The sequence below is a fragment of the Neiella marina genome, from assembly GCF_002165625.1.
GTDB lineage: Bacteria > Pseudomonadota > Gammaproteobacteria > Enterobacterales > Neiellaceae > Neiella > Neiella marina.
The window spans coordinates 1-26954 of record NZ_NGNS01000017.1; the positions used below are offsets into that span (position 1 = coordinate 1).

Annotated in this window: 25 protein-coding genes and 1 tRNA gene; 14 read left to right on the forward strand and 12 right to left on the reverse strand. The window is 49.0% G+C overall.

Going from position 1 to position 26954, the window contains the following annotated elements:
- Window positions 1-80: 80 nt before the first annotated feature.
- Window positions 81-3233, forward strand: coding sequence for an efflux RND transporter permease subunit (locus CBE68_RS12820; RefSeq protein ID WP_087506499.1), 3153 nt, complete (start codon window positions 81-83; stop codon window positions 3231-3233).
- 7 nt (window positions 3234-3240) lie between these two features.
- Here the strand turns inward: CBE68_RS12820 and CBE68_RS12825 are convergent, their stop codons facing one another.
- The 3 genes from CBE68_RS12825 to CBE68_RS12835 form a co-directional block, all read right to left on the reverse strand.
- On the reverse strand, window positions 3241-3930 hold the full coding sequence (locus CBE68_RS12825; RefSeq protein ID WP_087506500.1) for a hypothetical protein: 690 nt from the start codon (window positions 3928-3930) through the stop codon (window positions 3241-3243).
- Window positions 3931-3986: 56 nt separating this feature from the next.
- Window positions 3987-4883, reverse strand: a complete 897-nt coding sequence (locus CBE68_RS12830) for a TolB-like translocation protein (protein ID WP_087506501.1) — start codon at window positions 4881-4883, stop codon at window positions 3987-3989.
- Between the two features lie 281 nt (window positions 4884-5164).
- A tRNA-Ser gene (locus CBE68_RS12835) sits at window positions 5165-5256 on the reverse strand.
- 265 nt (window positions 5257-5521) lie between these two features.
- Here CBE68_RS12835 and CBE68_RS12840 point away from each other — a divergent pair.
- The 6 genes from CBE68_RS12840 to CBE68_RS12865 all read left to right on the forward strand — a co-directional run bounded on the left by CBE68_RS12840 (window position 5522) and on the right by CBE68_RS12865 (window position 8971).
- Window positions 5522-6181: a Bax inhibitor-1/YccA family protein gene (locus CBE68_RS12840; RefSeq protein ID WP_087506502.1), complete on the forward strand. Its 660-nt coding sequence runs from the start codon at window positions 5522-5524 to the stop codon at window positions 6179-6181.
- Between the two features lie 149 nt (window positions 6182-6330).
- A complete protein-coding gene (gene gltS, locus CBE68_RS12845; RefSeq protein ID WP_087506503.1) occupies window positions 6331-7530 on the forward strand; it encodes a sodium/glutamate symporter in 1200 nt (399 codons plus the stop codon).
- Between the two features lie 70 nt (window positions 7531-7600).
- A complete protein-coding gene (gene tusD / locus CBE68_RS12850; RefSeq protein WP_087506504.1) occupies window positions 7601-7984 on the forward strand; it encodes a sulfurtransferase complex subunit TusD in 384 nt (127 codons plus the stop codon).
- A 9-nt stretch (window positions 7985-7993) separates the two neighbouring features.
- Entirely contained in the window at window positions 7994-8344 is a 351-nt protein-coding gene (locus tag CBE68_RS12855) for a DsrE family protein (protein ID WP_087506505.1), read from the forward strand.
- Window positions 8328-8600, forward strand: coding sequence for a DsrH/TusB family sulfur metabolism protein (locus CBE68_RS12860; protein ID WP_158100599.1), 273 nt, complete (start codon window positions 8328-8330; stop codon window positions 8598-8600). The genes CBE68_RS12855 and CBE68_RS12860 overlap by 17 nt, the downstream gene beginning before the upstream one ends.
- 17 nt (window positions 8601-8617) lie before the next feature.
- The gene (locus CBE68_RS12865) at window positions 8618-8971 is read left to right on the forward strand and encodes a TusE/DsrC/DsvC family sulfur relay protein (protein ID WP_087506507.1); all 354 of its coding nucleotides are present in this window, start codon (window positions 8618-8620) and stop codon (window positions 8969-8971) included.
- A 45-nt stretch (window positions 8972-9016) separates the two neighbouring features.
- Here CBE68_RS12865 and CBE68_RS12870 read toward each other — a convergent pair whose 3' ends face one another.
- The 7 genes from CBE68_RS12870 to lrp all read right to left on the reverse strand — a co-directional run bounded on the left by CBE68_RS12870 (window position 9017) and on the right by lrp (window position 17036).
- Window positions 9017-10027 (reverse strand): hypothetical protein, encoded by a 1011-nt coding sequence (locus CBE68_RS12870; RefSeq protein ID WP_087506508.1) that lies wholly within the window; start codon window positions 10025-10027, stop codon window positions 9017-9019.
- A gap of 163 nt (window positions 10028-10190) precedes the next feature.
- A complete protein-coding gene (locus CBE68_RS12875) occupies window positions 10191-10541 on the reverse strand; it encodes a hypothetical protein (RefSeq protein WP_087506509.1) in 351 nt (116 codons plus the stop codon).
- Between the two features lie 71 nt (window positions 10542-10612).
- Window positions 10613-11893 (reverse strand): serine--tRNA ligase, encoded by a 1281-nt coding sequence (gene serS, locus CBE68_RS12880; protein ID WP_087506510.1) that lies wholly within the window; start codon window positions 11891-11893, stop codon window positions 10613-10615.
- 126 nt (window positions 11894-12019) lie between these two features.
- Window positions 12020-13336 (reverse strand): replication-associated recombination protein A, encoded by a 1317-nt coding sequence (locus CBE68_RS12885; RefSeq protein ID WP_087506511.1) that lies wholly within the window; start codon window positions 13334-13336, stop codon window positions 12020-12022.
- A 32-nt stretch (window positions 13337-13368) separates the two neighbouring features.
- Window positions 13369-13989, reverse strand: coding sequence for an outer membrane lipoprotein chaperone LolA (gene lolA / locus CBE68_RS12890; RefSeq protein ID WP_087506512.1), 621 nt, complete (start codon window positions 13987-13989; stop codon window positions 13369-13371).
- Window positions 13986-16427: a DNA translocase FtsK gene (locus CBE68_RS12895; protein ID WP_087506578.1), complete on the reverse strand. Its 2442-nt coding sequence runs from the start codon at window positions 16425-16427 to the stop codon at window positions 13986-13988. The genes lolA and CBE68_RS12895 overlap by 4 nt, the downstream gene beginning before the upstream one ends.
- A gap of 138 nt (window positions 16428-16565) precedes the next feature.
- Window positions 16566-17036: a leucine-responsive transcriptional regulator Lrp gene (gene lrp, locus CBE68_RS12900; protein WP_087506513.1), complete on the reverse strand. Its 471-nt coding sequence runs from the start codon at window positions 17034-17036 to the stop codon at window positions 16566-16568.
- Between the two features lie 151 nt (window positions 17037-17187).
- Here lrp and ald point away from each other — a divergent pair, with 151 nt between their 5' ends.
- The 5 genes from ald to infA all read left to right on the forward strand — a co-directional run bounded on the left by ald (window position 17188) and on the right by infA (window position 21160).
- Window positions 17188-18303 (forward strand): alanine dehydrogenase, encoded by a 1116-nt coding sequence (gene ald, locus CBE68_RS12905; RefSeq protein WP_087506514.1) that lies wholly within the window; start codon window positions 17188-17190, stop codon window positions 18301-18303.
- Window positions 18304-18463: 160 nt separating this feature from the next.
- Window positions 18464-19423: a thioredoxin-disulfide reductase gene (trxB, locus tag CBE68_RS12910; RefSeq protein ID WP_087506515.1), complete on the forward strand. Its 960-nt coding sequence runs from the start codon at window positions 18464-18466 to the stop codon at window positions 19421-19423.
- A 15-nt stretch (window positions 19424-19438) separates the two neighbouring features.
- Window positions 19439-20119 carry a leucyl/phenylalanyl-tRNA--protein transferase gene (aat, locus tag CBE68_RS12915; protein ID WP_087506516.1) on the forward strand — a complete coding sequence of 227 codons (681 nt, stop codon included), beginning with the start codon at window positions 19439-19441 and terminating at the stop codon, window positions 20117-20119.
- 6 nt (window positions 20120-20125) lie between these two features.
- On the forward strand, window positions 20126-20857 hold the full coding sequence (locus CBE68_RS12920) for an arginyltransferase (RefSeq protein ID WP_087506517.1): 732 nt from the start codon (window positions 20126-20128) through the stop codon (window positions 20855-20857).
- Between the two features lie 84 nt (window positions 20858-20941).
- The gene (gene infA / locus CBE68_RS12925; RefSeq protein ID WP_087506518.1) at window positions 20942-21160 is read left to right on the forward strand and encodes a translation initiation factor IF-1; all 219 of its coding nucleotides are present in this window, start codon (window positions 20942-20944) and stop codon (window positions 21158-21160) included.
- 80 nt (window positions 21161-21240) lie between these two features.
- On the opposite strand, the gene clpA is transcribed toward infA, so the two are convergent.
- Both clpA and clpS read right to left on the reverse strand, forming a co-directional pair.
- The gene (gene clpA, locus CBE68_RS12930) at window positions 21241-23526 is read right to left on the reverse strand and encodes an ATP-dependent Clp protease ATP-binding subunit ClpA (RefSeq protein ID WP_087506519.1); all 2286 of its coding nucleotides are present in this window, start codon (window positions 23524-23526) and stop codon (window positions 21241-21243) included.
- A gap of 71 nt (window positions 23527-23597) precedes the next feature.
- The gene (gene clpS, locus CBE68_RS12935; protein WP_087506579.1) at window positions 23598-23921 is read right to left on the reverse strand and encodes an ATP-dependent Clp protease adapter ClpS; all 324 of its coding nucleotides are present in this window, start codon (window positions 23919-23921) and stop codon (window positions 23598-23600) included.
- A gap of 212 nt (window positions 23922-24133) precedes the next feature.
- Here clpS and cspD point away from each other — a divergent pair, with 212 nt between their 5' ends.
- Both cspD and CBE68_RS12945 read left to right on the forward strand, forming a co-directional pair.
- A complete protein-coding gene (cspD, locus tag CBE68_RS12940) occupies window positions 24134-24349 on the forward strand; it encodes a cold shock domain-containing protein CspD (protein ID WP_087506580.1) in 216 nt (71 codons plus the stop codon).
- Between the two features lie 344 nt (window positions 24350-24693).
- The gene (locus CBE68_RS12945; RefSeq protein ID WP_087506520.1) at window positions 24694-26922 is read left to right on the forward strand and encodes an NADP-dependent isocitrate dehydrogenase; all 2229 of its coding nucleotides are present in this window, start codon (window positions 24694-24696) and stop codon (window positions 26920-26922) included.
- Window positions 26923-26954: the final 32 nt, after the last annotated feature.

Consider the following 26954-nt stretch of genomic DNA (forward strand, 5'->3'; position numbering starts at 1 on the left):
ATGGACCATAGCCAGCATAAGAACATGGACCATAGCCAGCATAAGAACATGGACCATAGCCAGCATAAAGGAGAGCAAAAATGATTGCTGCCATCATTCGTTGGTCCATCAGCAACCGGATCACGGTGCTACTATTGACGTTAGTGCTTATAGGAGCTGGCGTTTGGTCGCTGAAACAGACTCCGATTGACGCCATTCCTGATCTCTCGGATGTTCAGGTTATCATCAAAACCAGCTACCCAGGGCAAGCACCAAAAGTCGTCGAGGAGCAAGTCACCTATCCGCTTACAACGGCAATGCTATCTGTCCCAGGGGCACAAACTGTCCGAGGTTTTTCTTTCTTTGGCGACTCATACGTCTATGTAATTTTTGATGATGATACCGATTTGTACTGGGCTCGTAGCCGAGTACTCGAGTATTTAAGTCAAATAAGCCCGCGCTTACCACAAGCTGCCACACCAGAGCTCGGCCCTGATGCGACTGGCGTTGGTTGGGTCTACATCTATGCCTTAGTCGATCGCACCGGGCAGCATGACTTGGCGCAACTACGCTCATTGCAAGACTGGTTTTTAAAATACGAGCTGCAGGCTGTTTCTGGGGTCTCGGAAGTCGCGACTGTTGGTGGAATGGTTAAGCAATACCAAGTTCATGTCGATCCAGATAAATTACGCGCATTTGATATTCCACTCAGCCTGATCCAAACCGCCATTCAACAAGGTAACCAAGAAGTGGGTGCTTCAGTTATTGAAATGGCTGAGGCTGAGTATATGGTCAGAGCAACGGGCTATATTCAATCCATCGACGACTTAAGTCATATTCCACTGGGAGTGAACAACCAAGGCACACCGCTGCTACTGCAAGACGTTGCCGATATCAAACTTGGACCGCAAATGCGCCGAGGCGTCGCTGAACTCAATGGTGAGGGTGAAACCGTTGGCGGCATTATCGTCATGCGCTTTGGCGAAAATGCCCAAGCAACCATCAAGGCAATTGAGCAACGCATCGAGCAATTAAAGCCAAGTTTGCCCGATGGCATTGAGATCGTTCCGGTCTACGACCGTTCGGACCTGATCGAACGCGCGGTCAACAATCTATGGCATAAGCTAGCCGAGGAGTTTGCGGCGGTTGCCATCATCTGCTTATTGTTTTTAATTCATGTGCGCTCATCGCTGGTTGCCGTGCTGACCATTCCTGTTGCAATTCTGGCGGCTTTTGTGGCGATGAAGTGGCAAGGGTTGAACGCCAACATCATGTCATTGGGCGGCATCGCCATTGCTATCGGCGCCATGGTCGACGGTGCCATCGTCATGGTTGAAAACATGCACAAACATCTTGAGCGGCAACACAAACAATCAACCAATCATTGGCAATTGGTCACTCAAGCGGCATCGGAAGTTGGGCCTTCATTATTCTTTTCCTTGCTGATCATTACCGTCAGCTTTTTACCCGTGTTTACTCTGGAAGCACAAGAAGGGCGGCTGTTTTCGCCTCTGGCCTACACTAAGACCTACGCCATGGCTGCGGCGGCAATACTGGCAATTACCTTAGTGCCGGTGCTCATGGGTTATTTTGTCCGCGGCCGCATCGTTGCCGAAAGCCGTAACCCACTAAACCGTTTATTGATGGCAGGCTACCGACCATTGATCAAAGGCGTGTTGGCCTACCCGAAAACCACAGTGCTGATTGCTGCGTTGATCACCGTAGTTGGCTTCTGGCCGGTGAACAAGATTGGTTCCGAATTTATGCCCCCTCTTGATGAGGGCGATTTAATGTATATGCCGACCACCTATGCCGGTATCTCCATTGGTAAAGCCCGGGAACTATTGCAGCAAACCGACAAATTGATCCGCACCGTGCCGGAAGTCAACAATGTCTTTGGCAAAGTCGGCCGCGCCGAGACCGCTACCGATCCGGCACCAATGACCATGATCGAAACCTTCATTCAACTCAAGCCACGCTCACAGTGGCGACCGGGCGTAACAACAGAATCGCTGCAACAAGAGCTCGATCAACTAGTCAATTTTCCTGGCCTCACCAATGCGTGGGTGATGCCAATTAAAACCCGGATCGACATGCTGGCAACGGGGATCAAAACACCGGTTGGGATCAAAGTAGCCGGAGCCGATATCGACGTCATTCAGGACATTGGCCAACAACTTGAAGCGCTGTTAAAGCCGCTAGCAGGAACAGCTTCTGTTTACTCCGAACGAGTCGCTGGCGGACGTTACATTACGTTGGATATTAACCGAGCAAAAGCCGCTCGATATGGACTGAACATCGCCGAAATCCAACAAGTTATCAGCGCCGCTGTTGGTGGCGTCACCATTGCCGAGACGGTCGAGGGATTAGAGCGTTACCCCATCAATATTCGCTATCCCCAGTCTTATCGAGATTCACCTGAGTCTCTGGCCCAGTTGCCCATGGTCACACCAAGCGGACAACGTATCGCTCTGGCTGATGTAGCAACGGTGAGACTCGAAGACGGTCCACCGATGATCAAAAGTGAGAATGCCCGAATCAATGGCTGGACTTACTTGGATGTCACCGGTATCGATATCGGCAGTTATGTGGTCAAGGCCCAGCAAGTCATTGATGAACAGTTAGCATTACCTGCGGGCTACTCCCTTAGCTGGTCAGGGCAATACGAATACATGCAGCGCGCACAACAGAAACTCGCCTATGTGGTGCCGCTTACCTTGGCCCTGATCGTACTGCTGTTGTACTTAAATCACCGTCGTATTGGTGACGTGCTAATCGTCTTGATGACATTACCGTTATCACTGATCGGCGGTATTGGTTTGCTCTACTGGCTTGATTTGAATTTTTCAGTGGCTGTCGCTGTTGGATTTATCGCCCTAGCAGGTGTTGCCGTTGAAACTAGCGTGCTGATGATGCTTTATCTCAAACAAGCCTATCAACAGTGGCTGAGTGATTGTCGAAGCCAACAACAACAGCCAACGTTGCATGGCTTGCGCGATGCCATGCTTGCCGGCGCCGTATTGAGACTGCGGCCAAAACTGATGACAGCGTCGACCATTATTATTGGCCTGATGCCAATTCTGTTCGCCACCGGCACCGGTTCAGAGGTGATGCAACGGATTGCCGCTCCTATGGTTGGCGGCATGGTCAGCTCACTGTTGCTGACATTATTAGTGATTCCGGCAGCCTATTATCTTGTTTGTAGTTATCGCTTGCAGGCTGATGATGCATTGGAGAATGACAACAATGACTAGGGCCTGTTTATGTCATTGCGTATTTAGCTAATGATTGAGTTGTTGTTCGTCGCTGATACCAATCATTAAAAACCAGTTCGAAATCGCTTAGCCTAGCAGTACCGAAGTGATGATCTCGGTACTGCTGGCAGCAATCCAAAAGCCGTTCAGGGTTATCGATTGGTGAACAAAATCGAATAGCCGAGCAATGAGCTGTGACTAGTTTGTAGCGACTATCAAAGCTAGTTTTGAGCGCGGTAGCATTGAAATTTCGCCGCAGCGTATCGCGCAACGTAGCCAACCCATCTCCCACCGGAAACCCTTGAATGACAATACAAGCGGGCGATGCGGTGATGCCGCGAAACTCAATATCGATTGGTCCACTTTGTAACAGCGCATGAGTAAAGACTTCCACGTAATCACCTGGCGCTATGGCGCAAAGCTGGAACCCTTCTATACAGGAAATAATCGACAACAGCGTCAAATGCACTTCATCAACTGGGTAGTAATACTGCGCAGGCTCAACGCCTTTCAATTGGGCAATAAAATTGGCAATTTCGTCGCTCACTGAGCGGCTATTGGCGCTAATGTACGCTAACGCGGTGAGTCCTCGGCGGGTATCTGCTGGGTTATGAATGTTTCGGTCGATTTGGTATTGGCGCTGCTGCAACGCGAAACAAAATTCGCGCCACATATCATCATATATTCGTTGAATCACAGAACACCTGAGGATGACAGCCACTTGGCGCCATCAAAATTTGACGATGCCACAGGTTACTGCGTTGATCGCAAGGTCTCAATGATCTGAGCATCCACCCAGTAAATATCAATATTGCGCTGTTCACTATCGCTACCATCATCAATGCGCCGATTAAACAGGATGTATTTGCCATCAGGTGTCACACTGGCATAAGCATCCCATTTATCAGAATTAACCTGTTCTCCCATATTGATGGCTGGGCCCCATGAACCATCCTGTTGGCGAAAGCTGATGTAAAGGTCTGAATCACCGAAACCTTCCTCTCGCTCACTATCCCAAATTAGATAACTCTCATCAGGCGCAATAAACGGATGGGCTGTCCATTGACCAGAGTTAACCATGGCATCCATTAACTTCGGCGCTTGACGTTGGCCATTTTCCACCGTCGAAATACGGATCACATCGTTACTTTTGTAATCGTCGAACACATAAGTACCCTTAGCAGATGCAGATAGGCGCATAATGCCCCAATCGTCGCGATCAATGAGTGGCCCAAGGCTTTTCCGCTCTGACCAGCTTTCTCCCTCTCGCTCCTTATAGCCCTCAGCCATGTACATTCGATTACCATCAGGCGAAAAGGTCACCTCGCCATCCCGGCGAAACTGCCAAAACTTAGTCCAAACGCCTTGCTCCTGACGAAAGCCAATCACAGTAGGCCGTTCATACTGGTCGTTGAACCCGGTGGTGAAGTAGAACTCATTCATTCCCGGCGCAAATACCCCTTCAAGCTCCCAGCCCGATTTGGAGATAATTCCAGGCGCAAATGGCTCTGCGACCATTCCTGGTGGTTTCTGGCCCATGTACGGCCCAGTTAACACTGGAAAGGATTCGTTGCTGTGGCTTGGATTGCTTAAGGTGAGTGACAACAACGAGGTGGCAATAATGATCTTTACGGGCTTCACGCGGGTCACGATTTAGTCTCCAATTTTGCTCGTATGCCACTATACACAGCAAATACCAGAGTTATCACGCCTTGGCGTTAACCGCTTCGTTACATAATGTGTCGACAGAAATTACCATTAGAGAATCAGGCGGAAGCTTGGAGGCGATGTTGTCTCGCGCTATGCGCTCGGCTCGAACCGTCGGGGGTTCTCACCCTCCCAATTGGCAATAAACCAACCGCTAAAGCATAAAGAGTTTACTGCGCTCAAAACGACGAAAGCCCGCTGTAAAAGCGGGCTTTCTGTGTAAGTGGCGGAGAGGGAGGGATTCGAACCCCCGGAAGGTTTAACCCTTCGCCTGATTTCAAGTCAGGTGCATTCAACCGAGCTCTGCCACCTCTCCGCAGCGAGTGATGCGCATATTAATGACGCCGTTGGTCGTTGTAAAGCAAAAATTTGCAAAAAAATGGCTTTCGCGTTCGAACGCTGAAAAATCAAACAAATTGATACATAAACAACCAGTAATAGTGCTAATTCCACACTGTTTGCGGCTTGAAAAAGGATCCAATCGTCGCCACTATAAGTACCAAATGATAACGAGTCTCGGGAACTCATTAGCGGGTCCTGAACTCTAATACCCTAGTTTGGTAACTAAAGGAGCCGAATCGATGGCACAACAAAGCATGTACAGCCCAGCGGTTGAAGCTGGTTCCATCAATAAGATGGTACGCAACACCTACAGCCTGTTAGGACTGACTCTGCTGTTCAGTACAGTCACTGCAGGTGTGTCGATGGCCATGAACTTGAGCCACATGGTGGCACTGGTGATGATGTTGGCCGCGTTTGGTTTATTATTCGTCGTCAACAAAAAAGCTGACTCAGCGTCTGGTTTGGGTTGGATTTTTGCCTTTACTGGTTTGATGGGCGCCTCTCTGGGGCCGATGCTCAATGCCTATGCCGCGCTTCCAAACGGCCCATCGCTAATCATGCAGGCACTAGGCGGCACTGCGCTGATCTTCTTTGCTCTCTCTGCCTACGCCATGAGCAGCAAAAAAGACTTCTCATTCATGGGCGGTTTTTTGATGGTCGGTTTAGTGGTTGCCATTGTTGCATCCATTGCCAACATCTTTTTGCAAATCCCAGCGATGAGCTTGGCTATCTCCGCAGGCATGGTGCTGATTATGTCTGGGCTGATTTTGTTTGATACCAGCCGCATCATCAACGGGGGTGAGACCAACTACATTCGCGCAACTGTTGCGCTGTATCTCGACGTATTCAACCTGTTCGTTCACTTACTGCACCTATTGGGCGTGATGAACGACGACTAATAGCAGCAAGACTGATCACCAAAGCCTCGCTATTGCGAGGCTTTTTTTCAGCTGCGATTCAACAATAACGTCCTAATATTTCTCACAACATGAGAATGCTTACGTTATGCTTAGTCACTAACCTTATGAATTAAAAGGCTTGGTTTGCCATGGAAAGTTTGCAAGTTCACGGTTTTGTCGCCTTCACCCTCACTATCGTTTTACTGTTTATCGGTAAAGTTGCCATTATGCGCTATCAAGTGCTCAGGACTTACAGTATCCCTGAGCCTGTGATCGGTGGTTTTCTTTGTGCCATTGTAGTGGCGCTGATCTACGCGGTCGCCGATATACAAATCAACTTTCAACTTGATGTGCGAGATTGGTTGTTACTGTACTTCTTTGCTGGTATTGGTCTTCGGTCCGATATCAAAACCTTACTCTCTGGTGGCAAACCGTTGGCAATCCTTGTATTGCTTGCTGTGGTGTACATCATTCTGCAAAACCTCATTGGTATTGGTGCTGCGACTGGCTTTGGCCTCGATCCCAAAACCGGCTTGATGGCAGGCTCGATTAGCTTGATTGGCGGAGTCGGCACTACGTTGGCATGGGCACCGACCTTCGTGGAAGACTTAGGCATTACCAATGGTATGGAAATTGGGGTGGCAGCCAACACCATTGGTCTCATTAGTGCGTGCTGCTTAGGTGGCCCGATTGCCAGTTATCTGATCAATAAACATAAACTCAAAACCGGCTCCCACGAAGATCTTGATGTCGGTGTCGCCCACGACAAAACCCACACCAAAATCGAGCATTACGCCATTTTATGGGCTTGGATGTGGCTCAATGTGGCGCTGATCATGGGCCACTTTCTAGACGTGTGGCTGACCGATCTCGGTGTTCAATTACCTAAGTTCGTTAGCTGTTTGATTGCCGGTATTTTTATTCGCAACGCCATCGCGCCGCTATTTCCGAAACTGCGTTGGCCGGGACAAGAGCAAGGCTTGGCGCTAATATCTGATATCTGCCTCGGTATGTTTTTAACCATGGCGTTGATGTCATTGCAAATATGGGAATTGAAAGGCTCACTGTTATTCCTCGGTACCGTCATGACGTTCCAAATCCTGTTATCGGTGGTGTTTACTGTCTTTGTGGTCTTCAAGGTGATGGGCAAAGACTATGAAGCCACCGTCATCTGTTCAGGATTTGGCGGTATCACCTTAGGCTCGACAGCAACAGCAATCGCTAATATGACAGCGGTAAGCCATCAGTATGGTGCCGCGCATCGGGCGTTTATTGTCGTGCCTTTGGTCTGCGGTTTCTTCGTCGACATTGTTAACGCCATTATTATTAGCTTCTTTGTAGGGCTTTGATTCGGTTGTCAGCCAATCCTGACATCGTTAGGATTGGCTCCCTCTATAACCAAAGGATATTTGCTGACTAATGGCTCGATTCACCTTGCTCATCGATAGTCCCCCAGAGCATTACAATGCTCATTTCAACGCCCTCGCCTATGCCAAGGCCGCGATAGCTCAGGGGCACAGTATTGAGCAAGTGTTCTTTTTCCAGCAAGCAGTCACTATTGCCGACGCCCATCTTGACTGGCCTGCCGACGAGTGGTGCCCTCAACATCATTGGCAGCAATTTGCCAAGCAATACCAGGTGCCTCTGGATATCTGCAGCGCAGCTGCTCAACGCAGGGGACTCGGCGGCGCCGAATCGCTGGAAGAGGCTGAGCAAGTGTTACTGGCCAAATATTTCAAAATTGGCGGCTTAGGTATACTGGTTAAAGCGAGTATCAATAGTGATCGCGTCGTGCAATTTTAGGAGCTGGCAATGATAGTTATTTGGTCAACTCAGCCAGTCATTGGCACCATCAAGGCACGTGAAACCCTTGATGCTGCCCTTGCCTTTGCGGCCTATGATCAACCGGTAAGATTACTGTTTAGCGGTCAAGGAATACGTCAACTGCTGCCAACCGCCAATGCCCAAGATTCCGGAGCGAAAAACCTCGGCAAGCTGTTTAACGCCTTGCCGCTATTTGATATCGACACCGTCTATGTTGCCGCAGACGGTCTTGATTCGATGGCCATCAACCAAGACACATTGATAGGCAACCCCGAGCTAATAACCAGCGATGCGATTCGCCAACTACTGTTGGAGGCAACACATGTCATCCGCGTCTGATACACCAACAGGCTTGCTTTATGTTGTCCGAGATGAATCTTCGTCCGACTGGTATCCCCTTGTTACTCAACATGATGTCATCGTGTTGACTGAAAATGGTGTCTACCGCAATCGCAATCAATTGCCACAATGCCGTCAGGTCTATGCGCTGGCCAATGACTGCACCGCTCGGGCAGTAGAACCGTGGGCAGCTGTGATTGATCACGATACCTGGGTTAGTCTCAGCCTAGAATGCCAGCAAGTTGTAAGAATTTAACAGCAAATAAAAACAGCATGAAAACCACACCACCAACACACCTCAAGCTCGACAACGGTATCGAACTTGCGCTCGACAAGCATGGTTACTTGGCCGACTTTGATCAATGGTCATTGGATGTCGCCCACGCATTTGCCGCACTGGAGCAGATCGAACTAACCGATGAACACTGGGAAGTGGTCAACTTCGTACGTAATTTTTATCAAGAATTTGATACCAGCCCAGCCATTCGTATGCTGGTCAAAGCGCTCAGCAAACAATGGCCCGAAGAGAAAGCCAACAGTCGGTATTTGTACAAACTGTTTCGCAAAGGGCCAGCCAAGCAGGCCACCCGCATTGCCGGTTTACCCAAGCCAGCTAAATGTATCTAATACAAAAACGCCGCCAATATTGGCGGCGTTATACACTTGCGAAGCTTAAATGGCTGCAATCATGGCATTGAGTTTTTGCAAGACTTTCGCCCGATTACCGATAGTCACAATGGTGCCTTTGCGGATACCCTTGCGAGTTTTCTTCAGAGCGTCCTTCACTTCCTTGGTTTGAGCGGCATCCAAACCTGCAACTCTGCGATTGATGTCGGCAACGGCCTGAGCAACTGTAACTTTACAGGTCCGCACAAAGGTCCAAGCACCTTGATACGCCTTGCGAGTTGCTGCCCAGCGCAGGCCTTTGTAGATGCCGTAAACAATCGTACCCAAAACAACTAAAGCAATCTGTGCCAATATCGCCGGCGGCGACCAACATAGCCAAGCTGGCGGGGCGGCAAAAATAATTAGCCCCATCACACTCATAACCTGATGCTGTGTCAGATAGCTGCCTTGCATATCGAGCAGGTTGAAGTAGATAGTGGTTAGCAGTAGATCTTGGGTGAACAACACATCTGCTTTGTTGGTATTGGCGCAATAGTTATTCGCTTCCATCACAAAGTTGCCAACATCCTGATGCAAGATAGCAAACTGCTCTTCGGGTAATTCAAAACTACTAATAAGATCTAAAACGCTTTCCGCGGCAGCTTGAACGTCTTCAGGAAATGGGCGTTTTTCCATATAGCTTGGCAAACCGGGCGGACGGTAAGGGTCGTCCGCGTAGATCTGGAAAAAACGCTCAGCGAACTCGCCACTATCCATCGCTAAAACACCAACATCGGCAGCGGTGTATGGTCGTATGTTTGCCAGGATGGTGTCGCTCAGTTTAAAACCAAGCCGCAAGCTTATGTTGCTACCAAGATTTCGCTTAATGGTTTGCATGGCAACAGCCATGCTGTTGTCGGCATCGCAATAATCGGCTTTCTTCAGTGCAGATTGCGCTTTATTGGCGAGGTAAATGAGCTCTTTACTGAGTGGCTTCGGTAAGCAAGACTCTTGTATTTGAGCCTCAAAAGCTTCGAGGGTTTTATTCAACTGCTTTGCATTTGGTCTGTCTTTCATGGTGACCTCCAAGGATCGGCAGGTTGACAGGGGCAAGGCGGCATTGTTGAGCTTAGTCGTTATAGCCAGAGAAACCAGTAAACACGGCTAGTTCAGTGCCGTTAATGGCAAGCCCGTCATATTATTCTGCAGAGGTTGGAAGTCACCCTAGGTCGCTCGCTGATCAATTGCGTTCATCTTGAACGATACGCAGCATAGGAATTTCATCGTAAAGATTGCATGACCGACGATCAAAACGGGAGCGTAGTGGCTTACCTGTGGCAATAGCCATCAGCGCCGTGTCGTACATCATCTGGCCACCGACGCTAGTGGCACTCCAAGTAATCCACTCCCCTTCTGGGCAGCTGTTCTTCGATTTCCATTTTTTGCAGGGTTTGATGTAAGCCTGAGCATTACTATCAACCTGAGCTTCACAAACATAAAAAGTCAGATCCTTTTGCTTTTTGTTTTTGTCTTTCGCCATGGCACTTGCGCTCAACACAGCCAATGCAATCAACAACACGAGATGTTTCATCTCACTGTACCGCAACACAAAACGCAAAAGGGAGCCATTTGGCTCCCTTTATTCAACGAATTTGCTATCCGTTAACCAATTTGAGTTTTGCCACCCATGTAAGATTGCAACGCTTCAGGAATATCGACCTTGCCATCGGCCGTCTGGTAGTTCTCCAGAATCGCAACCAAGGTGCGTCCTACTGCCAAACCAGAACCATTTAAGGTATGCACTAGCTCAGGCTTTTTCGCGCCCGCAGGACGGTAACGAGCTTGCATCCGGCGCGCTTGGAAGTCACCGACGTTTGAACAAGAAGAAATCTCGCGGTAGGTGTTTTGCGATGGTACCCAAACTTCCAAATCATAAGTTTTGTATGAACCAAAGCTCATGTCACCTGTGCACAGCACAACCTTACGGTATGGCAGATTCAATAACTGCAGCACTTTCTCGGCGTGACCAGTCAGTTCTTCCAACGCGGCGTCGGATTGTTCTGGTGCCACCACTTGTACCAACTCCACTTTATCGAATTGGTGCTGGCGGATCAGACCACGAGTATCACGACCGTATGAACCTGCTTCAGAGCGGAAGCATGGTGTATGAGCCGTCAATTTAATTGGCAGCTCAGCGGCGTCGATAATGGTATCGCGCACCGTGTTGGTTAGCGGAACCTCTGCCGTTGGGATCAACGACATGCCAACACCTTCTTCAGTGGCAGGCTGGGTGTGGAATAAGTCTTCGGCAAACTTAGGCAATTGGCCGGTGCCATACAAGCTATCGGCATTGACCAAATACGGCATGTAGCACTCGGTGTAACCATGCTGCTCGGTATGCAAATCCAACATGAATTGTGCCAATGCGCGATGCAATTTGGCGATCTCACCACGCATGACGATGAAGCGTGAGCCGCTGATCTTCACTGCGGTTTCAAAGTCCAAGCCATCGGCGCCAACGTCTACGTGATCCTGAACGTCAAAATCAAATTCACGAGGCGTTCCCCAGCGAGAAACCTCAACGTTGTCTTCCTCGTCTTTACCTTCTGGCACATCTTCCGCTGGAATGTTCGGCAGGCCAGCCATCAAGTCGGTCAGTTCTTTTTGCAGCTCGTCTAATTCTGCTTTGGCAGCATCGAGTTGCTTGCCCATTTCGCCCACTTCGGCCAGCAGAGGCTGTATATCTTCGCCGGCAGCTTTGGCTTTACCGATGCTTTTGGAACGGACGTTGCGCTCGTTTTGCAGGGTTTCTGTTTTGATTTGCAGATCTTTGCGACGGGATTCAAGACCAAGGTAAGCTTCCTTGTCAAACTCAAACCCTTTGCGGGCGAGTTGGCGAACCACATTGTCCAAATCATTCCTGAGCAACTTTGCGTCTAACATCGTCTATTCCAAATTGGTGCTGTTACCTTGAGCAGATCAACAGCGAATACAAACTAAAAATGAGGGCTGATTTTACCCATAGGATCCCCGAGAGGCAAAGGGCAATTTATTTGATTGGTGGCTCGATCAGCGCTTGTTATCAGAGGCTGCGTCTTGTTGCCGCAAATACGCCAGTTTGTCGGCGATTTTTTTCTCTAACCCGCGATCAGTCGGCAGGTAAAACTCGGTGCCAGACAAGGCATCTGGCAAATAGCTTTCACCTGCAGCATAGGCTCCCGGTTCATCATGGGCGTAGCGGTAACCTTGGTTAAAGCCCATTTCTTTCATTAACTGAGTCGGTGCATTGCGTAAGTGGTTTGGCACTTCCAGGGCGCCATGCTCTCTGACAGCAGCACGAGCTGCCTTAAATGCGGTGTAAACGGCATTCGACTTCGGCGCCACAGCCAAATAAACAATGGCCTGTGCAATGGCCCGCTCGCCTTCTGCCGGCCCAACTCGGTGATAACAATCCCAAGCGGCGAGCGCAATTTGCATGGCTTTAGGATCGGCATTGCCAATATCCTCCGAAGCAATGGCCAGCAATCGACGGGCGGCTAGTAACGGGTCCATACCGCTTTCGAGCATACAAGCAAACCAATACAAGGCGCCATCGGCAGAAGAACCGCGAATTGATTTGTGAAACGCCGATAGCAAATCGTAGTAACGATCGCCCTGCTTGTCGGCTGCTACGGCCTGTTCGCCGGCTGCTTCTTGAATGGCAGCCAAATCAATGACTGGTTGGCCATCTCGGCTCACTGATGCCAAATCACAGGCAATTTCCAAGGTATTCAGCAATCGGCGAGCATCACCGGAGGCGGCCCGCAGTAACGCTGTTTTGGCATCATCGGTAATGGCTTCATTGGATAAATTGAGACCAATATCAGACGTTAGCGCCCGATTCAGCAAATGAGTTAAGTCATCACTATCCAGCGACTTCAGCAAATAAACCCGAGCCCGCGATAGCAAGGCGTTGTTCAATTCGAATGATGGGTTCTCTGTGGTGGCACCAACAAACGTCACGGTGCCATCTTCAATAAACGGCAGCAAAGCATCTTGCTGTGACTTGTTAAAGCGATGAACTTCGTCGATAAACAGCAAGGTGCGTGAAGATTTACTTTGTGCCGACGCAATGGCCGCGCGTATCTCTTTGACTCCTGCCGTCACTGCTGAGATTCGCTCAACATGGGCATCAGTGTAACGAGCAATAAGCTCCGCCAGCGTGGTCTTGCCGGTGCCCGGCGGGCCCCACAAAATCATCGAATGACATTGGCCCTGCTCTAGCGCCCGGCGCAACGCTTTGCCTGCTCCGAGAATATGCGTTTGGCCGACATAATCGGCAAGTTCGGTTGGCCGCATACGAGCGGCCAACGGCTGATGATTGGGACTAGCAAACAAATCTTGCATGGGTTTAAGTAGCGTTGCAGAACTTGGCGCAATTAACCGGCAGAGCGCTGGTCATCGACTTCAACACCATCGGGTATGTCAAAGTGGAACAGCGTTAACTCAGCTGGCGCCTGCGCCGAGAATTGCTGCAACACAAACTGAGTCTGTTTGCCGGTGCTGTCCTGCATCAAAATGCTATCAATGACCTTGCCTTTTAAATTCACCTGCAACCATGCAACAGTGCCCGCAGCACGAGGCACGATACGATAGCCGGCTTCATTTTGGCTGATGTCATACTCATGCCAAATTGCCGGATCATCACTGGTCAACAGCATAAAGGGCGACTGGCCAATAGCCTCTTGCAAGTCGTAGATGCTCACTTGCTCAAGAAACGGGCTATACAGCCACAAGGCATCATTGTTGGCAATCAGTAGTTCTTCATCAGGGGTTTCAACCTGCCAACGGAGCATACCGGGACGCTTTATGGCTAGGTTACCCGTCGATTGTTGCAGCACTTGCTGTTGTTCATCGTAAACGGTCTGCTCAAACTTGGCAGTGAAGCCAGTCATCGAAGCTAAATACTGCTGTAATGATTGCGCATCAGCTTCGTTTGCTTGCGCGGTTCCCATCAGGCCACAAACACCCAGTGCGGCCAAGCGAATCCATTTTGTCATACATCTTTTACCGGTGGCGGAGCAAGGACATCGCGATTGCCGTTGTGACCCGGTGGCGACACAATACCGTCTGCTTCCATCTGTTCAATAATACGAGCAGCGCGGTTGTAACCAATTTTGAGTTTACGCTGCACACTAGAAATTGATCCGCGGCGGCTTTCACAAACAAAAGCAACGGCCTCATCATAGAGCGGATCATAATCTTCTTCGTTACCCGCTTTCTCGCCGGGGATCACCACATCATCGGCAATCTCACCCGCTAGAATTTCGGAAATGTAATTTGGCTTGCCGCGCTTCTTCCAATCATCAACGACAGCATGCACTTCATGATCGTCAACAAATGCACCGTGAACTCGAGTTGGTGTTGGCGAACCTGGCGGCAAATACAACATGTCACCCATCCCCAGTAGTGTTTCTGCACCCTGCTCATCGAGAATGGTCCGAGAATCAACGCGAGAGGAAACCTGGAATGCCATCCGAGTTGGAATATTGGCTTTAATCAAGCCTGTGATGACATCAACACTTGGACGTTGAGTCGCCAACACCAAGTGAATGCCTGCTGCACGGGCTTTTTGCGCGATACGAGCAATCAACTCTTCAACTTTTTTGCCGACAATCATCATCATGTCGGCGAATTCATCGACGATCACCACAATGCGTGGCAATGGTTCGAGCTCAGGCGGCTCGCTAGCAAATTGTTCAGTTTCTTTAAACAAAGGATCGAACAACGGTTGCCCCGAAGCTTTTGCTTCGCGAACTTTAGCATTAAAGCCATCAAGGTTACGCACGCCAACGGCCGACATTAATTTGTAGCGCCGCTCCATTTCGCCAACACACCAACGCAAGGCGTTGGCCGCTTCCTTCATGTCGGTGACCACTTCGGCGAGCAAATGAGGGATGCCTTCGTAAACCGACAGTTCCAACATTTTCGGGTCAATCATGATAAAGCGGACATCTTCCGGCGAGCTTTTGTAGAGCAGACTCACGATCATCACATTGACACCAACTGACTTACCAGAGCCTGTGGTACCTGCAACCAGTAAGTGCGGCATACGAGCTAAGTCAACCACCACTGGCTGACCGGAAATATCTGCGCCGAGCACCATGGCCAATGGCGACTTTGATTCCTCAAACTTCTTAGCAGTGATGACTTCACTTAAACGCACTACTTCGCGCTTCTTATTCGGGATCTCGATACCGACATAGGTTTTGCCCGGGATCACTTCCACGACTCGAACACTGACCGCAGACAAGCTTCGGGCCAAATCTTTTGACAAACTGGTCAGCTTGGCGACTTTAATACCCGGCGCTAAATCCAATTCAAAGCGCGTCACTACTGGGCCAGGGTAGACAGCAACTACTTTCGCTTCGATATTGAAATCAAGCAGCTTCACTTCCACCAACCGAGCAACGGCATCGAGTTCTTCTTGAGTAATTGGATTCTTGTTTTTGTCTGGTTTTTCTAGCAGTTCCAGCGTCGGCATCGGCGCAATCGGCGCTTCATCAGCCAAATCAGATTTCAAGTAAACTGTGCCATCTTCGATCAGGTAGTCTTTGTCATCATCGAGCTTGGCTTTTGGCTTATCGATATCGCCATCAAGTTCAAACGGCGGCTCATCATCAACGCTGTCACCATCTAATGAAGGTTCGATGCGCTCACTGATCTGAGGTTCAGGTTTGTCGTTGCCAATCAGATCTTTCAGCAGCTGGCTCATCGGGGCCGATTTTTCAGGTTCAGGCTCAGGTTCGTTGTCAAATTCAACCGATGGCTCATCCCGTTCAATTTGCTGATCGATGTCATTGTGCTGACTGGCATCGGATTGTTGTGGCTCAACCGCCGCATCTTGCTGGCGCTGGCGCCACCACGCCGGTACATCGCTCAAGCCGGTGAATAACCAAAACACGCCTTGGCCTATTCTTTCTGCGAGCCAAATCAGCGATACCCCAGTGAGTAGATTCATTCCCAATACGATGAGCGCCATCAACAGCAATTGACTGCCGCCAAGACCGACGATGGGTAATAAGCCCTGGGCAATCAAATCACCGACTAAACCACCAGAGCTGTAGTAGTAGAGATCATCGAAGTTAATGCTAGAAATGCCGGTGAGGCCCAGCATCAGACTTAAGCCGCCGATCAAACGTAAGCTAAGCGACAAGTAGTCCAGTTGAGAGAGAACGTATCTGTGGTTAAACAAGGCCCAGCCAAGGAGAGCCGTCAGTAATGGCGCAATGTAGCCAACCCAACCAAAAACAAATAGCAGAAAATCGGCGATCCATGCGCCAGCGGGGCCGGCGGCATTGTGAATGGAGCCGTGAAAGCTGGTTTGCGACCAACCCGGATCACCGGGATGGAACGTCATCAGGGCGATTAGAATAAATAACGCAGCGACCGAAAAGATAATAAGGCCGGCTTCAAATAACCGTTGTAAACCCGACATTTGGGGCCGCGCAACTGGTTCGGTTACAGGTTCGCTCAAAGTACAATCAGTCCGTGTAAAAAAACTGGCTACACCATAACAAAATCAACGTCCATGACCAACGCTTGTAGCCCGGTTTGGGGCACTGAGCCGCTGAATTTATTTAATCTGCAAACGTGTTTTTGCCTGCACTTCCTCCATCACCACGTAGGTTCGAGTGTCGCTGACATTGGGGAGTTTTAACAAGGTTGAGCTTAACATCGCCCGATAGGCTGACATATCTGCCACTCGAGTTTTAAGCAAATAGTCGAAATTACCTGAAACCAAGTAGCACTCAAGGATTTCGTCTAACTGCACAACCGCCGTATTGAAGCGTTCAAACACATCGGGGGCTGCTCGGTCGAGCGTTACCTCAATAAACACCAACAAGCTACCGCCAACTTTGGAAGGGTCTATATTGGCTTGGTAGCCAAGAATCACCCCCTGCTGTTCAAGGCGCCTTACCCGCTCTAAACAAGGGGTTGGCGACAAACCAATACGACGAGCCAATTCAACATTTGAAATACGACCGTTGAACTGAAGCTCTTGGACAATTCGCTTATCAATGCGATCAAGAGGTTTGTTTTGCATATAAAAGAATTAATACCAAGCAACACTGTAAATATCGCATTTTAGCAGAGCATTTCACTTTAAATCTGCAATATTTCAGTGACTAATTCGTTAAATGTACTTTTATACTTTGTTACGTTCTATACCGTCATCCTTATGAGAGATAAAAGCAATGTTGATTGGCGTACCAAAAGAGATTAAGAATCATGAATATCGGGTTGGCATGGTGCCAGCGAGTGTTCGCGAGTTGACCCAACGCGGTCATCAAGTACTGGTGCAAACCATGGCTGGCGACGGCATTGGTTTTAGCGATGATGATTATCGTGCCGCAGGCGCTGATATTGCCGATGATGCCGAAACCATCTTTGCCCGCGCTGAAATGATTGTGAAGGTAAAAGAACCACAAGCTGTTGAGCGTGCCATGCTTCGCCCCGATCAAATCCTCTTTACTTACCTGCATCTAGCACCAGATCCAGAGCAAACTAAAGATTTGGTTGACTCCAAAGCAATTTGTATTGCTTATGAAACGGTGACGGATGCTTATGGTGGTTTGCCGTTGTTAGCACCGATGTCAGAAGTTGCTGGCCGCATGTCGATCCAAGCTGGTGCTCAAGCGCTTGAGCGCAGTCAACTGGGCCGTGGCATGCTGCTAGGTGGCGTACCAGGTGTTGAACCTGCCAAGGTGGTCATTATTGGCGGTGGTATGGTTGGTGTAAATGCCGCCCAAATGGCTGTCGGCATGGGTGCCAATGTGGTGGTACTTGACCGTAGCATACCCGTTCTTCGCAAACTGGATGCTCAGTTTGGCCACTCGATTAACACCGTATTTTCTACCAGCGAATCAATTGAACAACATGTTTTGGATGCAGACTTAGTCATTGGCGGCGTGCTGATTCCGGGCGCGGCGGCACCAAAACTGGTCACCGCTGAACATATCCGAGCGATGAAAAAAGGCGCCGCGATTGTTGATGTCGCAATTGACCAAGGCGGTTGTGTTGAAACTTCAACAGCAACCACCCACGACCAACCAACTTATGTTGTGGACGACGTGGTTCACTACTGTGTTGCTAACATGCCAGGTGCCGTACCGCGCACCAGTACCTTCGCACTGAACAACGCGACCCTGCCGTATATTGTTGCACTCGCCGACAAAGGCTATGAAAAAGCCTTGCAAGAAGACGCTCATTTGCTCAACGGCCTCAATGTATTCCGCGGCCAAATCACCTGCCAAGAAGTCGCCGAAGCACTCAATTACGACTATGTCAGTGCCGAGTCTGTGTTGGCTTAGAAGCTTGCATAACTAAACGCTCTAACGACATAACAAATAAAAGGGCCACTCGGCCCTTTATTTTTGTCTATTTAGACCTACATCGTATTTACCAATAATTATTCTTACACGTACAATCGGCCACTTTGAGTTCGATTATAGATGGCTTGGGAGTCCTTTTATGAGTGAAGCCAAACACTGCAAGTTATTGATTTTAGGTTCAGGCCCTGCTGGATATACCGCTGCAGTTTATGCTGCGCGCGCCAACCTAAACCCTGTTTTAGTAACCGGCATCCAGCAAGGCGGTCAATTAACAACCACCACTGAAGTTGAAAACTGGCCCGGCGATCCAGAAGGTTTGACTGGCCCTGGGTTGATGGATCGCATGTTGAAGCACGCTGAACGCTTCGATACCGAAGTTATTTTTGATCACATTAATAAGGTCGATTTCAGCAAACGACCTTTCACCCTTACTGGTGATTCTGGTTCATTCACCTGTGATGCTTTGATCATCGCCACTGGCGCATCCGCTCAGTACTTGGGCTTAGAATCAGAAACAGCATTCCAGGGTAAAGGCGTTTCTGCATGTGCAACCTGTGATGGTTTCTTCTACCGCAATCAAAAAGTAGCTGTTGTTGGCGGTGGTAACACAGCAGTCGAAGAAGCGCTTTACCTGGCTAACATCGCCTCAGAAGTCCACTTGATTCACCGTCGCGATAGCTTCCGGGCGGAGAAAATTCTGGTCAAACGCCTAATAGACAAGGTCGAAGAAGGTAAAATCATCCTCCATACCGATCGCACATTAGATGAAGTATTGGGCGACGATATGGGAGTCACTGGTGTTCGCGTGCAGGACACCAAGTCGGATGCCAAAGAAGAATTTGACGTCGCTGGCGTATTCATCGCCATTGGTCACAAACCAAACACGCAGATTTTTGAAGGTCAGCTTGAAATGGCCAATGGCTACTTGAAAGTTCAATCCGGCACCGAAGGCAACGCCACCCAAACGAGCGTTGAAGGCGTTTATGCTGCCGGTGATGTGATGGATCATATTTATCGCCAAGCCATTACATCAGCTGGCACCGGCTGTATGGCGGCGTTGGATGCCGAGCGCTTCCTCGATGCCCAAGGCAAGTCATAGTAACCGAAGCCATCAATGCTGAGTCAGCTCAATGACGATCCGGAATACTTTCCGGATCCGTCACTCGCATTAGATGAACCGAATGGCTTACTGGCGTTTGGTGGCGACCTCAGTCCCAAACGCCTGATAGCAGCTTATCGTCGCGGCATATTTCCATGGTTTAGCGACGACGATCCAATTATGTGGTGGTCGCCAACACCTCGCTGTATTGTCTTACCCCAGTCCTACTCACCGGGACGAACGCTAAGCAAACTGTGGCGTAATCATGATTATTCAATCCGCTTTAATACCGCCTTTGAACAAGTGATTTGGGCTTGCTCTGAGCCAACTGAGCAGCGGCCCGATACTTGGATCACCGATGACATGATGCACGCATATATCCAATTGCATCATCAAGGTATCGCTCATTCGGTAGAAGTGTGGCGCCAAGACCTGTTAGTCGGCGGATTATATGGTTTAAAGATCAACGGCATGTTTTGCGGGGAGTCGATGTTTCATCGCCAAACTGGCGCATCAAAAGTGGCCTTTATAGCACTGATTGAGGCCATGAGAAAAAGCGCTATGACTTTACTTGATTGCCAACTTGAGAACCCTCACTTAATGAATTTGGGGGCCCAACTGGTTGATCGCCCACAATTCATCTTGCATTTGAACCAAGCTCTATTGATACAATGCGAGGAGTTCCCCAAAACATAACTCGACATGAGCTCAGACCCTTGGAAACACGATCAGCGCGCTCGTCTGGCACTTAGCCAGCCGTCCAGCTGTAGCTACATTCCCGGCAATGAGGAACAACTGCTTTTTGTGCTCGATCAACGGGTAATGAACGAATATGGCTACGACTATTTGTTGGCCCACGGTTTTCGACGCAGTGGCATGGATGTTTACCGCCCGCACTGCGCCAACTGCAACGCGTGCCAATCACTAAGAATAGCGGTCGCCGACTTTACCCCAAGCAAGAGCCAAAAGCGGGTCATTGCTAAATCAAAAAGTTATCAATGGTTGGTAACCGATGACGTGAGTGATGAACACTTTGCACTTTATAGTCGCTATATAGAGCAGCGTCATCGCAACGGAACAATGTACCCGCCAGATAGACAACAATTAATTCAGTTCGGTCGCTGCGATTGGCTATCGGTGCTGCATTTGGAGTGCTGGTATCAAGATCAGTTGGTTGCTGTTGCAATCACCGACGAGACACCGAATGGGTTATCGGCCTTGTACACCTACTTTGCCCCCGAACTCGCCCACCGTTCGCTCGGTAGCGCCTGTATTCTGCAACAAATTGAACTAGCCAAGGCTATTGGTAAAAAATATCTCTATCTGGGTTATCAAATCGATGCCTGCCAAGCGATGAATTACAAAACAAAATTCCAACCAAATGAAAAATTCATCGATGGCAAATGGCGTATGAGTAAAAAATCGGCAACCTAACCTTTACAGTCATAGGGATTTCGGGCACAATTCCGCGCGCTTAAATAGGTCCATACACTCATGGCAGTTGAACGAGAATCCTGAATGGCTAAAGAAGACAGCATTGAAATGGAAGGCACGGTTCTGGAAACCCTGCCGAATACTATGTTCCGAGTGGAACTAGAAAATGGTCACGTGGTTATTGCCCACATTAGTGGCAAGATGCGCAAGAACTACATCCGCATCCTGACCGGCGACAAAGTAACTGTAGCACTTACCCCATATGACTTGAGTAAAGGTCGTATCGTATTCCGTGCTCGTTAATTTTCGCTCAAAAGTTTCCAACAAAAAGGCCCGCTTTCGCGGGCCTTTTTGTATCTGGAACAAATCCAGCGTTGGCGTTGCTAGGTAGCGCAGTCTGCCGTTTCCTTACCGTAGTCAAAGACTAGCTTACCGCGCTTCAAGGTAATGGTGACCGAGCCGCCGTTGGCTAAACAGCCAAACAGTAGCTCATTGGCCAGAGGTCTTTTCACTGATTCTTGAATCACCCTCGACATTGGTCGAGCGCCCATCGATTTATCATAGCCTTTTTCAGCCAAGTGCTTGCGCGCTTTAGCATCAACATCAAGGGATACGCCTTTGGCATCCAACTGAGCTTGCAATTCGACAATGAATTTATCAACAACCTGCTGAATCACTTCTTCATTCAAGTGGTTGAACCAAATAATGTTATCGAGTCGATTACGAAACTCAGGGGTAAACACGCGATTGATTTCACCCATGGCGTCAGTGCTGTTGTCTTGCTCTTGGAAACCAATGGATTTTTTCACCGTCTCCTGCACCCCGGCATTAGTGGTCATCACCAAAATGACATTGCGGAAATCAGCCTTGCGGCCATTGTTATCCGTTAAGGTGCCATGATCCATCACCTGGAGTAGCAAGTTGTAGACATCGGAATGGGCTTTTTCGATTTCGTCTAACAACACCACACTGTGAGGATGATTCAACACTGCGTCAGTCAGCAAACCGCCTTGGTCGAAACCAACATAGCCCGGCGGTGCACCAATTAATCGGCTAACCGCGTGGCGTTCCATGTACTCAGACATATCAAAGCGAATCAATTCAACACCCATGAGCTTAGCTAACTGCTGAGTGACTTCTGTTTTACCGACACCAGTTGGCCCAGCAAATAAGAAGCTACCTACAGGTTTTTGCTCTTGTCCCAACCCAGAACGTTGTAACAAGATTGCGTCAGACAGCACCTCAATGGCCCGGTCTTGACCAAACACTACCATTTTCAGGTTGCGACCAAGGTTCTTCAGCACATCTTTATCTGTTGATGACACCGACTTGGCAGGGATCCGCGCCATTTTGGCAATAATGGACTCAATTTCATTAACACCAACAGTCTTCTTGCGACGACTCACGGGCACTAGGCGGGTATGAGCGCCGGCTTCATCGATGACGTCAATCGCTTTGTCGGGTAAATGTCGATCATTAATGTATTTAGCGGACAACTCTGCTGCTGCGCTAATTGCTGGTTTGGTGTAACGAACACCATGATGCTCTTCATACCGTGCTTTCAAGCCGAGCAGAATTTTGGTGGTATCTTCAACACTTGGTTCAGGCACGTCTATTTTCTTAAAGCGACGCGCCAAGGCGCGATCTTTCTCGAAAATGCCGCGATATTCCTGATAAGTGGTTGCACCGATACAGCGCAATTGGCCGCTGGTTAGCAGTGGTTTGATCAGATTTGACGCATCCATCATACCGCCGGATGCAGCGCCGGCACCGATAATCGTGTGGATTTCATCGATAAACATGATGGCGTGAGGCTTTTCTTGCAGCTCTTTGAGCAGCGATTTAAAACGCTTTTCAAAATCACCGCGGTACTTGGTACCGGCCAGCAATGCTCCCAAATCCAACGAATAAATCACGCTGTCGGAAATAATGTCTGGCACTTCGCCTTGCACAATGCGATAGGCTAAACCTTCAGCAATGGCGGTTTTACCAACGCCAGCTTCACCAACCAGTAGCGGATTATTCTTGCGCCGGCGGCACAACACTTGGATGGCGCGCTCTAATTCGTCTTCTCGGCCGATCAATGGGTCGATACCATCTTCGGCAGCTAACGCGTTGAGGTTAGTTGCAAAATTGGCCAACACTGAATCGCTCGCTGGGGCCGACTCAGAGCTCTCAACGTCATTGTCCAAGCGGTCTTGGTTAGACGCGGAAGATTCGCTGCCTGAATTCTCAACTTTACGTATTCCATGTGAAATAAAGTTAACCACATCGAGTCGAGATACAGATTCGCGCTTAAGGAAGTAAACCGCTTGGCTTTCTTGTTCGCTGAACATCGCAACCAACACATTGGCGCCAGTCACTTCACTGCGCCCAGAAGACTGGACATGAAACACGGCACGCTGTAACACGCGCTGAAAGCCAAGCGTAGGCTGGGTTTCACGTTCCTGATCTTCGGTTGGTATCAGAGGGGTTGTTTGTTCGATAAATTCGGTGAGGGAAACTTTCAAACGGTCAATGTCAGCGCCACACGCTTCTAAGGCTCCGACCGCCGCAGAATTCTGGAGAAGTGCCAGTAACAAGTGCTCCACCGTCATAAACTCATGACGCTTGTTACGGGCTTCTCGGAATGCATCATTCAACGAGACTTCTAACTCTTTATTTAACATAGGCACGCCCCTTACTAATCATTCCACCTACTAAGGTGTACTTCATGGTAATGCGGTTGGGATCAATGCAATTATTGCGCCTTCTCCATCGAGCAAAGTAACGGATGCTCATTTTCACGCGAATACTGATTGACTTGGACAACCTTGGTTTCAGCGACATCTCGGGTGTATACGCCACAAATTCCGCGTCCCTCGTTGTGGACTTCCAGCATGATCTGAGTCGCTCGCTCAGGTGAATGAGCAAAAAACCGTTGCAGCACATCGATGACAAAATCCATCGGAGTGTAATCATCGTTGTTTAGCAAAACCTGATACAGCTTTGGCTCTCTAACTTGTAATTCAGGCTTCGACTCGACCACATCTTCATGGGCCAAGTCTGTGTTTCTTTCACTCATAATCAATAGTAGCTCAAACCGATATACGAAAATTCGCGCGATAACGCACATTCAACTAACCGCACAAATTACCAACTTTGTATTAACGTTTCCTTGACTCGTACGAACTTTGTACTAGAGTGGCCAAAGGTACAAATTTTGTTCAATCAACGTCTGTCACACATTGATTTTGGCAGAACAAAGTTCAGTCGTAAATGGAAGGATGTAGAAGTATGGCTACCGGAAAAGTCAAATGGTTCAATAACGCCAAAGGGTTCGGTTTCATTTGTCCAGATGGCGGTGGTGAGGATGTGTTTGCGCACTACTCTACCATCGAAATGGATGGTTATCGCACACTAAAGGCGGGACAGGAAGTACAGTTCGAGTTGCACGAAGGCCCCAAGGGTAATCATGCGCTCAAAATCTCGCAGGTTAGCGACGAGAAATAACGTACCTAGAACTATATTTTATGAAGCAGGCTTCGGCCTGCTTTTTCTATTTTGTTACATTGTAAATTTAACCTGTTGTTATTTATATACTTTTTCTTTCAGCTTTAGACATTGGTCAAAGGCACTCATCAAGTCCTATTCAGCATCTCCATAACCCATTGTTAATAAAAGAATTACACCATTGAAAACGGGCTTTTTTCACGACTATTCTATTGCCATACATACTGCTATAATGTCCGCCGTTTTTTTGATCGACTTAACACTCTGACGTGCATCTGCATCTCCCAGAATGCGAATCACACAGCTGCTGGTGACGAAAAATATTTAATTAAAAGGGAAACTAAATGTCTGAGCCAACCTCAAAGATTATCTATACCAAAACTGACGAAGCCCCTGCCCTGGCAACCTATTCTTTACTGCCTATTGTTGAAGCATTTGCTAAAGCCGCCGATGTTGGCGTTGAAACTCGGGACATTTCTCTCGCTGGCCGTATTATCGCAACCTTCCCTGAAAATCTGACCGAAGAGCAGCGTATTTCCGACGCCTTGGCTGAACTCGGCGAATTAGCCAAAACACCAGAAGCCAATATCATCAAGTTGCCGAACATTAGTGCTTCCATTCCGCAGCTAAACGCCGCCATTAAAGAGCTACAAGAACACGGCTACGACATTCCAAACTTCCCAGAAGAACCACAAAACGAAGCCGAAGCCGAAATTAAAGCTCGCTATGCCAAAGTTCTGGGTAGTGCAGTAAACCCGGTATTGCGCGAAGGTAACTCAGACCGCCGTGTTGCAGCACCAGTGAAGGCATACGCTCAGAAGAACCCTCATTCCATGGGTGCCTGGGCTGCTGACTCAAAATCTCACGTTGCTCACATGAGCGAGGGTGATTTCTACGGCAGTGAGCAATCGGTCATTGTTGAACAGGCCGATGACGTAAAAATTGAATATGTTGCTGCATCAGGTGAAGCGCAAGTGCTGAAGGCGTCGACGCCGTTGCAAGCAGGCGAAGTCATCGATTCTGCGGTCATGAGCGTTGCCAAGTTGCGCGAATTCTTTGAAGCGCAAACACAAGAAGCGAAAGAGCAAGGCGTGCTGCTGTCTTTACACTTAAAAGCCACCATGATGAAGGTTTCTGACCCAATCATGTTCGGCCACGCCGTCACCGTTTACTACAAAGAAGTGTTCGAAAAGCACGCAGCATTGTTTGAACAGCTGGGTGTGGATCCAAGCAATGGTGTTGGCGATGTTTACGCCAAGATCGCCAGCCTGCCAGATGCGCAGCGCGAGGAAGTCGAAGCCGATCTGCAAGCCGTTTATGAAACCCGCCCAGCGATGGCAATGGTTGATTCTGACCGCGGTATCACCAACCTCCACGTGCCAAGCGACGTCATCATTGATGCCTCGATGCCTGCGGCAATCCGCTCTTCTGGCCAAATGTGGGGCCCGGATGGTCAGCTAGCCGATGCTAAGTTTATGATCCCAGATCGTAACTATGCCGGTGTTTACCAACAAACGATTGAGTTCTGTAAAGCCAATGGTGCTTTCGATGTGACCACTATGGGTAACGTTGCCAACGTTGGTCTGATGGCTCAGAAGGCTGAAGAATACGGTTCTCACGATAAGACCTTTAAAGCGCCGGGCACAGGTTCTATTCGCGTCGTCAACCAAGCTGGCGAGACACTGATGGAGCATACCGTTGCTGAAGGTGATATCTTCCGCATGTGTCAAACCAAAGATTTACCGATCAAAGACTGGGTCAAGTTGGGTGTAAACCGCGCCAAAGCAACAGGTAATCCAGCGGTTTTCTGGCTTGATGAAAATCGTGCCCACGACGCCAATCTGATTAAAAAGGTCAATGCCTACTTGCCTGAGCACGATACCACCGGTCTGGAAATCAAGATCTTAGCACCAGTCGATGCAACGGCTTACACTCTGGATCGAGTCAAAGCTGGCCAAGACACTATCTCGGTGACGGGCAACGTACTGCGTGACTACTTGACCGATTTGTTCCCAATCTTAGAGTTGGGCACCAGTGCCAAAATGCTGTCTATCGTACCGCTACTTGCAGGTGGTGGATTGTTTGAAACTGGCGCCGGTGGCTCTGCTCCTAAGCATGTTCAGCAGTTCGAGAAAGAGAACCACTTGCGTTGGGATTCTCTGGGTGAATTCCTTGCTCTGGCAGTATCTCTGGAAGACTTGGCAGCTAAGACAGGCAATGCCAAAGCGCAAGTACTGGCTGACGCATTGAATGTCGCAAACGGCTTGTTCCTCGATAACAACAAATCACCATCTCGTCGCGTCAACGAACTGGATAACCGTGGCAGCCATTTCTATTTGGCAATGTACTGGGCCCAGGCGATGGCAGCACAAACTGAAGATGCAGCGTTGCAGGCACAGTTTGCCCCTCTGGCAAAAGCATTGACGGACAACGAGCAAGTTATTGTTAACGAGCTGAACGAAGTACAAGGCAAAGCCATGGATATCGGCGGTTACTTCCAGCCAGACGATGCCAAAGGTGCCGAAGCAATGCGCCCAAGTGCAACCTTCAACAATGCCTTGGCCGCACTTTAAGCCAAATGAGTAACAATTCAATCTGATAAAAG